10 protein-coding genes, 1 pseudogene and 1 riboswitch are annotated in these 12,944 nt (G+C 38.9%); of the genes and pseudogenes, 2 read left to right on the plus strand and 9 right to left on the minus strand.

Going from position 1 to position 12,944, the window contains the following annotated elements:
- Nucleotides 1-163: 163 nt before the first annotated feature.
- Nucleotides 164-790 carry a pyridoxamine 5'-phosphate oxidase family protein gene (locus tag KHA94_RS20725; protein ID WP_213104030.1) on the plus strand — a complete coding sequence of 209 codons (627 nt, stop codon included), beginning with the start codon at nt 164-166 and terminating at the stop codon, nt 788-790.
- 4 nt (nt 791-794) lie between these two features.
- Here the strand turns inward: KHA94_RS20725 and KHA94_RS20730 are convergent.
- Nucleotides 795-1,013 (minus strand): annotated as a pseudogene (locus KHA94_RS20730) (Tn3 family transposase); the annotation flags it as partial.
- 154 nt (nt 1,014-1,167) lie between these two features.
- Complete coding sequence (locus KHA94_RS20735; protein ID WP_213104031.1) at nt 1,168-2,859, minus strand: methyl-accepting chemotaxis protein; 1,692 nt, start codon at nt 2,857-2,859, stop codon at nt 1,168-1,170.
- A gap of 424 nt (nt 2,860-3,283) precedes the next feature.
- Nucleotides 3,284-3,433: riboswitch (cyclic di-AMP (ydaO/yuaA leader) on the plus strand.
- A gap of 98 nt (nt 3,434-3,531) precedes the next feature.
- Between KHA94_RS20735 and KHA94_RS20740 the strand changes: the two genes are divergently transcribed.
- The gene (locus KHA94_RS20740) at nt 3,532-4,881 is read left to right on the plus strand and encodes a TrkH family potassium uptake protein (RefSeq protein ID WP_213104032.1); all 1,350 of its coding nucleotides are present in this window, start codon (nt 3,532-3,534) and stop codon (nt 4,879-4,881) included.
- A gap of 117 nt (nt 4,882-4,998) precedes the next feature.
- Here KHA94_RS20740 and KHA94_RS20745 read toward each other — a convergent pair whose 3' ends face one another.
- The 7 genes from KHA94_RS20745 to KHA94_RS20775 all read right to left on the minus strand — a co-directional run bounded on the left by KHA94_RS20745 (nt 4,999) and on the right by KHA94_RS20775 (nt 12,940).
- Entirely contained in the window at nt 4,999-5,781 is a 783-nt protein-coding gene (locus KHA94_RS20745) for a serine hydrolase (protein ID WP_213104033.1), read from the minus strand.
- A 1-nt stretch (nt 5,782) separates the two neighbouring features.
- Nucleotides 5,783-6,805 carry an ABC transporter ATP-binding protein gene (locus KHA94_RS20750; RefSeq protein WP_213104034.1) on the minus strand — a complete coding sequence of 341 codons (1,023 nt, stop codon included), beginning with the start codon at nt 6,803-6,805 and terminating at the stop codon, nt 5,783-5,785.
- 2 nt (nt 6,806-6,807) lie between these two features.
- A complete protein-coding gene (locus KHA94_RS20755) occupies nt 6,808-7,737 on the minus strand; it encodes a C40 family peptidase (protein ID WP_213104035.1) in 930 nt (309 codons plus the stop codon).
- Nucleotides 7,721-8,830, minus strand: a complete 1,110-nt coding sequence (locus tag KHA94_RS20760; RefSeq protein ID WP_213104036.1) for a dipeptide epimerase — start codon at nt 8,828-8,830, stop codon at nt 7,721-7,723. The genes KHA94_RS20755 and KHA94_RS20760 overlap by 17 nt, the downstream gene beginning before the upstream one ends.
- 28 nt (nt 8,831-8,858) lie before the next feature.
- Complete coding sequence (locus KHA94_RS20765; RefSeq protein WP_213104037.1) at nt 8,859-9,779, minus strand: S66 peptidase family protein; 921 nt, start codon at nt 9,777-9,779, stop codon at nt 8,859-8,861.
- 111 nt (nt 9,780-9,890) lie between these two features.
- Nucleotides 9,891-11,537, minus strand: a complete 1,647-nt coding sequence (locus KHA94_RS20770) for a peptide ABC transporter substrate-binding protein (RefSeq protein WP_213104038.1) — start codon at nt 11,535-11,537, stop codon at nt 9,891-9,893.
- Nucleotides 11,538-11,941: 404 nt separating this feature from the next.
- Nucleotides 11,942-12,940: an ABC transporter ATP-binding protein gene (locus tag KHA94_RS20775; protein WP_213104039.1), complete on the minus strand. Its 999-nt coding sequence runs from the start codon at nt 12,938-12,940 to the stop codon at nt 11,942-11,944.
- Nucleotides 12,941-12,944 lie beyond the last annotated feature (4 nt).

Genomic DNA, 12,944 nt, shown 5'->3' on the forward strand with positions numbered 1-12,944 from the left:
CCCTTTTGGTCGTGCGAGGTATCGCTGACGAAGCTTTCCTTGTCCTGTCGCATTGTCGACACTAGTACGTCCTGTACGTCGAGGGTAGGCGCTGAAACTAGACATTTCTCTAACTCGAAAATAGTTATTCTTTCTTATACAATCAGTAGGAGGGGAAAAAATCATGTTATTTCATGAGATCATTACATCCGAAGAGGAACTACGTTCACTATTAGGCACTCCAGGTAAAAATGCCGCCAATAAAGTAATCAATCATTTAGATCATCATTGCAAAGAGTTTATTTCGAAGTCTCCAATTGTTTTTGTTTCTACCTCTAATGCAGATGGGCATTGTGATACCTCACCTCGCGGGGATTCCCCTGGATTTGTACATATGATGGATGACCATCATTTCGTCATTCCAGAGCGACCAGGAAATAAACGGATGGACACACTTAGAAATATTTTAGAAAATCCTTATATTGGCCTTCTATTTGTGATTCCAGGATTAGAAGAAACACTGCGAATGAATGGGAAAGCGAGCGTTATCAAAGATCCAGACATACTTGAGAATATGACCGCTTTCGGAAAAACTCCTTTACTAGGAATTGCTGTTGAGGTCGAAGAATGCTATATCCATTGTGCGAAAGCCTTCAAGCGTTCCAAGCTTTGGCAACCTGAAGCTTGGTTTCCAGAAGCAGACCTGCCTTATCCACCGCAAATTCTTGCAGATCACATTAATTTACAAGAAGTAGACGTTGAAAACGTGAAAGCATCATTAGCGGAAAGCTACGAAAAGAGATTGTATTGATTTCTATATAGGCAGTCTTTTCAATTCTCCCCATTTCTTGTAAAGCAGTAGCTAGTTTATTTTTTAAAGCATAGGATCCTAGTTTCCCCATAATAAGCGAACCAGATACTTTTCCTTCACGAATTGAATGAGCCAAGCGGAGCACGTCATCAAAGTTTTCTTGAATAATCCTTGTATTAAAATGTCTAAAATACAATCTTATTAAGGGGTATCGCCAACATTTCGCGGTTATCTTAACTAGCTACAAACGTGCTATTCATAGTATACAAAATAAATCTCCTTCAACAAAAACAAACCAACGAAAGAAGAAACGTTTATTTCTCCTTTCGTTGGTTTCTTGCAATAAATTTTTATATTCCCTCTTGGTTAGATTAAATCTAATTGCTTATTTTGAACTTAGTTATCTGCTTATTAAGTTCATTTGCCAATTCATACAGCTGATTTACACTAATATTGATACCTTCAACGGAAGTAGTACTTTGTTGTATCGAAGCTGAGACTTCCTCAACTCCTGCTGCTGATTCTTCTGTAATGGATGCAACTTTTTCAATATATTGGGCCATCTCGTAACTATTATCATTGATTTGTGATAGGTAATATCCAATGTCATTTATTTGAGAAACCGTATTATTCATAGACTGTTCAATTTCAAAAAAACTCTGTCCAGTTGTTTCCATTTGCCTTGTACTACATTCTACATCGTTATAACCACTTTGTAGAGTTTGTACGACATCGGTTGATTCGAGTTGAATTTTTTCTACAATGTTTGTAATATCGAAAATTGATGAAGATACTTGCTTAGAGAGTTTTCCTACTTCATCTGCCACCACCGCAAATCCCTTTCCATGTTCCCCTGCCCGGGCGGCTTCAATCGCAGCATTTATAGAAAGTAAATTTGTTTGTTCGGCAATATCTTTGATTACTTGTACTAATTTCGAAATTTCCTTTGTTTGATTATCAAGCTCTATTACCTTCGTTACTGCATTCTTCATGGTTACATTAATCTTTTTCATATTTTGTAGGGATGTATCCATTTCTTTACTACCGTTTTTAGTCATTAATTGGACTTCATTAGAAGATTTAACAGCTTCGCTTCCATTTTCACTAGATTTTTTTATTTGTCCTTCAAAATAGCTCATTTTTTCCGCAAGCTCACTAGCACTTCTAGCTTGTGCTTCTGCTCCAGAAGATAATTCCTGCATTGTTGAAGCAATTTGAACGCTACCTTCCATTATTTCATTGGAAGAATGCCTTAACTTATGAGAATGCCCCATAACACTCTTGGATGCAGTTGCTGCACTTCTAATGAGATGATTTAAATTCCTTTGCATTGCCGTCATTGTCCCGGCCAATTCACCAATTTCATCCTTACGGTTAATATTAATAGACTGTGATAAATCTCCTTTAGCATACTCCGTACTTCTTACTCTTAAATGATTAATGGATTTAATTATTGGCGTAATCATAAAGTAAGCTAGAACGAATGATAAGATGGTTGTTATTATGACTGATATTAAAGATATTAACTTTGCTGTCTGTGTTCTTTCTACTAATGAAGCTATTTTGTTAGTCATTGTCACTTCGGTTATACTAACAACATCATCCAATTTAGTGTTAATGTCCTCTGCATAAGAATCAAACTTATCCATTACCTTGTTTCCTTGAGTGGGACCTCCATTTATGTAGGCTTGGGCCATTTCTTTACCCATTTCATAAAAGGAGTTAAATGAAGAAAGAAATACTATGTATTGATCCTCATTTGCAGCATCTAAAGATTGAAGTTGAGCAATTGTATCCCTAAAGTCTTTGGCATACTTCTCTGCTTCCGTAAAACCATCATCATACCCTTCTGCTGCCCTTGTTGCACTTATATCTGTTAACCATTGTTGGACTTGTACGGTATCAAGTTTTAGCCTTTCCACGTATAGAGTTATTTTAATATCCCTTTCTTCTAATTCCTTCGAGGTGATAGTTGCATTATTTATTTCAGCTATTAAATAAACGGAATTCCCTATGAATAAAATAATTATCCCTATAATCAATAGAAATAATTTCGTTCGTAGATTCATCTTAATCTCCTCTTTGTTGTTAGTAGTTTATAAAACATAGATTTTAATTAAAAAGTATTCAAACCGTATTACGCTAAATTTTCCGTTCCTTATTTTCCTAATATATGAATTCCAACCTAATCACCTTCTTATCAAGTTTAGTACATTTATAATAGGTAATAACATCTATATCCCTCCATTATAAATGTATATTTAATGGAAATATACCTAATATTGCAAATTGGGAAGATAATAAAATAGATATAACTATTATTTTAGGATTATAAACAGCACATCCTGGTTTTTGTGTTTTACATATATTAATTTACGAAAAGAGATTGTATTGATTTCTATTTAGGAAACCTAAAAAATTTGTTCTTTTCCATCTGACAAATTTCTATTGACATTCTTTCTTAACAGGAGTAATTTAATAAAATCAAAAATAAAAAAATCCTTGCTGAATCTTATTTTCAGAACGGGGGAACCAATAAGATAAACAGATTGTTTATCAGGGGTAAATCTTAACATCTTGTTAAGAAGGGATCTCTCAATCCCTAATCCGTCAGCTAACCTCGTAAGCATATTGAGAGAAGGGCATCGCATCTGTGCAATGGCCATTCTTACCTCTAGCTTAAGAATGGTTTTTTCGTTTTCATTTTTGGAATTTTCAATCATCATATTGGAGGAGTCATGATGGGGAAAGAAAAGGGTTTTATCGCCATTACAAGTAAGTATTTGAAAATTAGTCCACCCCAGCTTCTAGTACTTATTTTCGCTTTTTTTATTGTGTTGGGAACATGTTTAATAAAGCTTCCTTTTGCAACGGAAAAGTCCATTTCATGGGTTGACGCCCTTTTCACGACTACATCTGCTATGACAGTGACAGGCCTAACAGTAGTAGATACAGCATCAACCTATACCCTATTCGGTGAAATTGTGATTATGTGTTTAATTCAAGTGGGCGGACTTGGAATCATGTCCTTTGCTGTACTCATTTATTTGATGCTTGGGAGAAAAATCGGTTTTAAAGAACGGCTTGTGATGCAGCAGGCTTTAAATCAGACCTCATTAGGAGGAATTATAAGCCTTGTACGCAACTTATTTTTATTCTCGTTTGCAATTGAAGCCTGTGCCATGCTATTGCTTTCCCTTCGCTGGGTTCCTGAATACGGTTGGGCAAAAGGTCTTTACTATAGCCTATTTCATTCTGTTTCAGCATTTAATAATGCAGGGTTTGGCCTTTGGGAAGATAACTTAATAGGATTTGTTGGAGATCCAGTCATTAACCTTGTTATTTCACTATTATTTATTACTGGCGGTATTGGTTTTACCGTATTAATTGATTTGAAGAAAACAAAGCGCTTCCGCGAACTTTCTTTACATTCCAAGCTCATGATCGTTAGCACATTTGTTATTAATCTTGTATCGATGATAATCATTTTTCTTCTTGAATATAATAACCCAAATACACTTGGCCCGTTGTCAGGCTGGGAAAAGTTCTGGGCCTCCTACTTTCAGGCAGTATCCCCAAGAACGGCTGGATTTAATACCATTGATTTAAGCGGATTAGAGGATCCTACTGCCTTCTACATGATTTTTCTCATGTTTATTGGAGCAGGCAGTGCTTCTACAGGCGGAGGAATTAAATTAACAACCTTTATTATTATCATCCTAGCCGTCATAACCTTTATACGAGGGAGAAACCACATCGTCATTTTCAGAAAAACGATTAGTGATTCCTATATTGTAAAAGCATTAGCGATCACAATCATTAGTCTCCTTTTCATCATAATCGCTATTTTTACGTTGAGTATTACAGAGAATCAGCCTTTTATAAAAATTGCCTTTGAAGTCATGTCTGCTTTTGGCACGGTCGGTCTGACAATGGGACTTACAGGAGATCTAACTGAAATCGGCAAAGGAATCATCATATTCATTATGTTTCTCGGTAAACTAGGTCCTCTAACGCTCGTATTTTCATTTGCTCGCCGCCAACAGGAACAAAAGATTCGATATCCGCGAGAGGATATATTAACGGGGTGACTGAAACTCCCACAGCTAAAGCAGTAGGGAGTTTCCGCCGCACAGGAAGTGGCTTCTGCCCGTTAACAAAACAGACAGAGAGTGGGCTCTCTGTCTGTTTTGCATATTGTAGTGTCCTTATCCATTAACTATATATCGTAAAATCAGCTTGCCAATCTGTGATAATATCTGCTTTCCTTCATACGGAGTCTTCAGCTGATCGATCAAAACTGCCGAATATATGGTTCTATCTCCATAACGGATGATGGCACAATCATGCTCGACCCCTGGTAATTCTCCCGATTTACTAGCGACTTGCAAATCTTCTAAATCGATCGTATCGAACAGCTTTTTAAATTGCTGCTTTTCCATAATGCTAAAGGCTTTTAGAGAGCTCTCTTTAGATAAAAAGGTTTGCTGATCGATAACCTTCAAGCAGGTGACCATATCATAAGCAGTTGTCCAGTTATCTATTCCATTATTTATTGCTTCAAAATCCATCATCTTTCGGTTTAGTTCCGTCCATTTTAATTTTATTTCCTTCATGCACTTATTAATCTCACTTTTTCCTAATCTTTCTATTAATAGATTTGTAGCTATATTATCAGAGACAACCATCATAAGTGCCATTAAATCGATGATCTTTATTTTTAAATCAGCAGATAAGGCTTGCAATACCCCTGCACCATCCACTCGATCTTTTGGTAAAACCGTAATTTCCTCTTGAAAGTCGAGCAGCCCTTTATCATTTTGCCGAAATCCTTCTATTAAAATAGGTATCTTAATCAAGCTTGCTGAAGAAAATTTCCCTTCACCGTTTCTTTCTATGCGAGCATTGCCTGTTTCTATTACGAAAGCGATTCTTCCTTTACAGCAAGCAGCGACCTTCTCCATTTCTTTTTCTAAAATAGCAAAATTCATATTAATCTCTCGAACGGATCGTCACAGCTACTTGGGATCTGTTCGAATCACCTGTCACATTTTTATTGTATAGATGACATGCTACAAAATGATTTTCTTCAATTTCCTGGAATGAGGGCTTTAATGCCCCGCAAGCATCCATTGCATACGAACAACGAGTTCTAAAAACACAGCCGCTTGGCGGATTAATCGGACTCGGAAGCTCCCCTTGTAAAATAATTCGTTCCCGTTTATCCTCTACATCCGGATCCGGAATCGGGATGGCTGATAAAAGGGCCTGTGTATATGGATGAAGTGGGTTATTGTATAGATTAGAGCTTGCCGTTAATTCAACAAGATTCCCTAAATACATGACACCGATCCTGTCACTAATATGCTTCACCATGGATAAATCATGAGCAATAAACAAATACGTTAAACCCTTCTTTTTTTGCAGGCCTTTAAGCAAGTTCACAACTTGAGCTTGGACGGAAACATCAAGTGCTGATATTGGCTCATCTGCAATAATAAAATCTGGATCTAATGACAAGGCACGCGCAATGCCGATTCTCTGTCTTTGCCCGCCGCTAAATTCATGCGGATAGCGGTTCGCATGGTCTCTATTAAGACCAACATCCTCCAATAATTGATAGACCTTCTCCATCCGCTCCTTTTTATTTGGATATAATCCATGTACCTCCATCGGTTCTGAAATAATCTCCCTTACGGTTGAACGTGGATTTAACGACGCATATGGATCCTGAAAAATCATTTGCATTTTTCTATGGAAGCCAAACTTTTCTTTCTCCGTCATCTCGTGAACATTTTTCCCATCATATATGACCTCTCCCTCTGTCCGATCATATAATCCGATTATGGTACGTCCAGCTGTTGATTTTCCACAGCCTGACTCTCCAACAATCCCAAATGTTTCTCCCTTTTTGATATAGAAAGAAACATCATCAACTGCCTTTAAAATTTGTCCTTTCCCTAAAGTAAAATGCTTCTTGAGATGCTTCACTTCTAACAATGCTTCATTTGCCATGATTATTCCCCCGTCTCTTGCCAGTAACGCCTTGCTGCACATAATTCCTTTTCATATATCGTATTTTTTAAATCGATTATTTCAATGCTTTTGCCTGTATTGGGTGAATGAAGCAGTTTGCCTTCCCCATAATAGATGCCGACGTGATGAATTCTCCCTTTCCCTTCTTCGTAAGCAAAGAAAAGTAAATCTCCAGGCTTTATTTCTTCCAAGTCGACTCTTTTCCCAAAGTCAGCCTGATCATGGGCATCACGGGGAATGATGTAGCCGTTTGCTTTGCACATAGAGTAGCTGAAGCCAGAGCAGTCATAGCCAAAGCTGCTCATCCCACCCCATAAATAAGGTAATTGAAGAAATTGTTCCCCGGCGGAAACGATCGCTTTCCCATTCCCTTTTGGAAGGCTTTGCATCGATTCATAGACACCCACATCCTCCACTTTCAAGAAGCCCTCACCTGTTGGGGTTTGGACTTGTACCCATTGTTCGTCCCTGCAAATTAGCGGGAGAATCGTCTGGTAGCTTAAAGTGAGCTGGGGATTACGATAATAGTCATAAAGAAAAGCTTTTTTGGCTGAAATAACAACGACAGGACAATCGTTTATAGCCCAGTCCTCTCTCTGTATTAATTGATCCTTTGGCAGCCAGCCCGGATATCCTCCAATATCCTTAGAAGAGAACTGAGTAGGTACTAGAACATGAACCCACTCTTCTTTCTCTTCCAAAATATTTACTTCCTCTCCGTACAAAACCTGTGACTGTACTAAATTTTGATTGCAAAGCTCTAAACTGGTCTCATACGTTAAGCCCTTTAGCCAAAGGTCCACAGCAGCCGGATTGGTAATAGCGTGCTGATCCAACTCCCTTGCTGAATCGAATGACGTCCATATGGTAGCAACCGGAACATCGATTAGCCATTTATCTTTGATTGCCAAGCGAAACACCTCCTCCTATATGAACATTCGTTATCCCTAAGCCAGGTTCTTTTGGGAGGGTAATTTTTCTTCCACTGTATCTTATTCCTCCCTCGACTACTTCCTTTGCCAGCATTAAAGGCGCATCAAAATCAAAACGAGTAATGTTTTTCTTGCTAGCAGCAAAGTGAGCTGCAGCCGTGATGCCAATTCTCGTTTCGATCATACTTCCAACCATACATTCCATTCCGCAAACCTCGGCAAGCTGATTAATAATTTGAGCTTGATAGATTCCCCCCGATTTCATCAGTTTAATATTGATTAAATCGGCACTCCTTGTTTTAATGACTTCAAAGGCCTGCTTAGGCGAAAATACACTCTCATCAGCCATAATCAGTGTATCAACATGATCCGTCACTTGCTTAAGTCCAGTGATATCCCATGCTTTTACAGGCTGTTCAACGAGTTCGATATTTAAATCTAGTTCTTCCATTTTCCGTATCGCTTGAATGGCTTCCTTTGGATTCCAGCCCTGATTGGCATCAAGACGAATCTTTATTGCTTTTCCAACTCGATTTCTAATTTCGCAAATACGTTCGATATCCGTTGATATTTCATCTTTTCCAACCTTTACCTTTAGTACATCAAAGCCTTGCTGGACGTAAGAAAGAGCATCGTCTCCCATCTCGTCAGGGCCATTTACACTTACGGTATAATCTGTCTCAATTTCCTGTTTATGCCCCCCTAAAAACTGATATAGTGGAAGCTTGCATTGCTGTGATAAACAATCATATATCGCCATATCCACTGCCGCTTTAGCACTTGAATTGCCAATTAGAATCGATTGAATTTCTTGAAAAATAGACTCATATTTTAACAGGCTTTGTTTTTCTAAATATGGCTTTAATACATCATGAATAGCAGATTCGATACTGGAAAGGCTATCACCTGTAATAACAACTGTTGGTGGAGCTTCCCCCCAGCCGATGATCCCGTTATCACATGAGATTTTGACAATGATCGCTTCAGCTGTGTTGACTGTCCGTAATGCTGTTTTAAATGGTTTAATAAGTGGGACTGCTACCCGGTATGTTTCTATTTTGTCTATTTTCATTTTTACCATCCTTTTTGTCCGCTTGCGTCTACTGAATCCCACTTCCAATTATTAATTGTTTCTTTTCTGTGTTCATTTCCGCCTGAACGCCAAGAGGAATGGACACATGTGGTGAGCAATGTCCAAACTTGAATCCCTTCATTGCCGGCTTATTCGCCAATTGAGTATAATGATCGATTACTTCATCTAAGCTCAAGGAAAGTTCTCTTTCAGGAACACAATTATTAAAATCTCCAATGATAAGGCCAGCTGCATCATAAAGCTTTCCAGCCATATGCAATTGATTCAGCATTCTGTCTATCGAGCGAGGCTCTTCATTAATATCCTCAATCAACAGCAGCGCGCCCTTAGTATCGATCTCAAATGGAGTTCCAATCGTACTTGCGATTAAAGACAAATTCCCTCCAGTTATTCTTCCGTTTGCTTCTCCTTCAATCAATGTTTCCAATGGTGAGATTTCATTTGTATATTGGATAGAAGTTGGCTCAAATAATTGCTTAAAATATTCCTTTGATAAAGGATGAACATCTTCTTTCCCAATATCTGATGCAAGCATAGGGCCATGAAAGGTGACTAGACCTGTTTGGCCATGAATTGCGGTATGCAAGAACGTAATATCACTGTAGCCCCAAAAGATTTTTGGGTTATGCTTAATCATCTCATAGTCAATGTTTGAAGCAATTCTGCCTGTTCCGTATCCACCGCCTGCACAGATGATGGCCTTAACCTCTTTATCCATAAACATCGAATGTAAATCTATTAACCGATCTTCATCATTTCCTGCTAAATATCCATACTGATCATATACATGATTACCGATCTTTACCTCTAACCCTAACTCTTCTAGGAACGATAAGGATCGCTTCAAGTTTTCTTGATTGGGAGGGCTTGCAGGAGCAATAATACCAATTGCATCCCCTTTTCTTAGCCGCTGTGGTTTCATTAACATGCTGTCACATCCTTTTGTGAGAAAAGGGATGTTCGTTGGAACACCCCTTTTCTTTTTAAAAATTACATTTATACAAGCTTAATAGCCTTCTGGCTTAAGATACTGCTGCTTTTAATTTTTATCTGCCCATTTAAGCTCCGTATATCCTACTGGGTGACGGACGATGCCTGTAACAGCTTCATTTTCTAAAGTAACTTGGTTATAGAAATATAGAGGAACGATTGGCATTTCTTCAAATAAGATTTTCTCAGCTTTGTACATCATTTCGTAACGCTTTGCTTCGTCTGCTTCATTTTTTGCATCTTTAATTAATTGATCGTATTCAGCATTGCTCCAGCCTGTACGGTTCATAGAAAGGCCTGTTTGGAAGTTTTCTAGGAAGTTAATTGGGTCTGCATAATCAGCAAGGAAGGAGCTTCTTGAAAACTGGAATTTTAAAGCCTTCTGTTCTTCACCAAATACATTCCACTCCATATTTGCAAGCTTCACTTCAACCCCTAGGTTATCCTTAAACATTTGCTGAAGAGCCTCAGCAATTGACTTATGTGTATCACTTGTGCTATACGTTAATGTTACTTCTGGAAGCGTAGTATAGCCTTCTTCCTCCATACCCTTTTTAAGAAGAGCTTTTGCCTCTTCCACATTTGTTTTCACAAGATCACCAGAAGTTTCACGGAAATCCTTTCCATTCGCATCATTAAATCCATAGGCAACAAAACCATATGCTGGTTTTTCTCCCTTTTTCGTTACAAAGTCAACAATTTGCTGCTGGTCAATGGCCATTGCAAAGGCTTTACGGATATTAACATTTTGGAATGGCTCCATTGTCACGTTAAAGCGGTAGAAATAATCTCCTGCTTGGTCCTCTACTTTTGGCTTTCCTTCTTTAAATAGCTGCTCACTTAAATCAGCTGGTACTGCAGATGTGTCAAGATTACCCGTTTGGAACATTTGATATTCTGTATTTGTATCATCAACAATTGCCCAGTTGACTTTGTCTAGCTTCACTGTTCCTGCATCCCAGTATTGATCATTTTTCTCCATGACAAAATGACTGTCATGCTCCCATTCCGTTAAGTTGAAAGGACCATTTCCAACGAAGGATGCTGCTTCAGCAAACCATTTTGGATTTGCTGTTGCTACCTTCTCATTAATTGGGAAGAATGCTGGGTTCGTAATGACACTTAAGAAATATGCTTGAGGGCTTGTCAATGTTACTTCAAATGTTTTTGCATCCACTGCTTTTACCTTTACATTATCTGCAGAGCCTTCACCATTATTAAAGGCTTCTGCTCCTTCAATAAAGTAACCAAGGAACGCAGCAGGTGAGCCCGTATTAGGATCTAATAGCCGTTTCCACGCAAATACAAAATCACCAGCCGTTACATCGTCACCATTTGACCACTTCGCATTTTCACGAATATGGAAGGTATATGTTTTTCCATCATCTGAAACGTCCCATTTTTCAGCAGTTGCTGCTTCAGGATCATGTTTTTTGCCAAGGCGTGTCAAGCCTTCCATCAGGTTATTCAATGGACTCCATGAATAAGAATCAAAACCAATTGGCGGATCAAATGAGGTTGGCTCACTACTGTTGTTTAAATATAGAATCTTTTCGGCTGCAACCTCTTCCTGTTTCCCTTCGTCCTTATCCTTGTCCTTATCCTTTGGTTCATTCCCTGCATTCTGATTCGCTGTACATGCAGCAAGCACAAAAACCAATAGCCCAGTCAATAAAAGTGATAAAAACCTTTTCATTTCATTTCCCCCTTTTTTCCTAAAAATATCATGCTAGTTTTTTACTATCACAAGCTTATGATGACATCTGCTAGAAAAGAACTTACACTAGATTCACTGCTCTGAACCCCATATTTCAGGAAATCTCATCGTCATCTCTAGCTAATAAAGTGAAACTTCCATCAGCGGGGGTTTTTCGACGCACAGGACGTGGCGTTCTTAGTCGGCTTTCATCCCCCACTGATGGTTAGTTGCGGCCCACAGGAAGTGGGTCACGCAGACGTTGCCACACGATGTGGCGCTTTTAGTCTGTGTTCATTTTATGGGTCTTTACGGGCAGTTGATCCCCACTTAGGTTTCTTTGATTCTCTCGCAAACTTGAAGTGGGGGTCTTACTGCCCGTTAATCTGCGATAAATACCTTCCCTATTTCACACTTGTCAGTCTATTCATGGCACGTTCATCCTGAAGCCAGCAATCAACGTGATGATCCTGACTTAGATGAGTTTTGAACGGATATGCCCGATCACAGACTTCCATGGCATAGCTGCATCTTGCTGTAAAAGGACAACCTGCCGGCGGAGAAAATAGGTCAGGAGGTGTACCTCCAATTGGCACCAGTTCAGCACCCACTAAATCGAGACGAGGAACTGAATTCAATAGACCCTTTGTATACGGATGCTGGGGCTGATAAAAAATTTCTCTCCTCGAGCCAGCTTCAACAATTTTACCTGCATACATCACGGCTATTCGATCTGCGACCTGAGCAACTACTCCAAGATCATGAGTAATAAGAATAATCGATACACCCGTCTTCTTTTGTATATCTTTAAATAAATCTAGAATTTGCGCTTGAATCGTAACATCGAGTGCTGTTGTCGGCTCATCGGCAATCAGTACTTCTGGCTTACAAACGAGAGCCATTGCAATGACAATCCGCTGCCTCATTCCACCGCTGAACTGATGAGGATGATGCTTAAATCGTTCCTGCGGATTCGGGATGCCGACGAGGTCTAGCATTTCTAAGGCTACTTTTTTTCCCTCTTGCCTTGAAATCGATTTATGCTGCAAAATACCTTCTACAAGTTGTTCACCAATTGTAATGGTGGGATTAAGTGCAGTCATTGGATCTTGAAATATCATAGAAATATCTGCACCACGGATGCTTCTCATCTGCGTTTCCTTTAATTTTGTTAAATCCTTTCCTTTAAATAGGATTGAGCCATTTGTTATTCTTCCTGGAGGGTTCGGTATCAAGCGCATAATACTTTGCGAGGTAACACTTTTCCCACAGCCTGATTCGCCGACAATGGCTAATGTTTCGCCTTTATACAAATTAAAATTAACACCCCGAACAGCCTTAACTTCTCCCCCGTATGTTTTAAATGAAACATGGAGATCGTTTACTTCGAGAACTTTTTCCATGATG

Source organism: Cytobacillus citreus, from assembly GCF_018343665.1.
In the GTDB taxonomy this organism is placed as follows: domain Bacteria; phylum Bacillota; class Bacilli; order Bacillales; family Cytobacillaceae; genus Cytobacillus; species Cytobacillus citreus.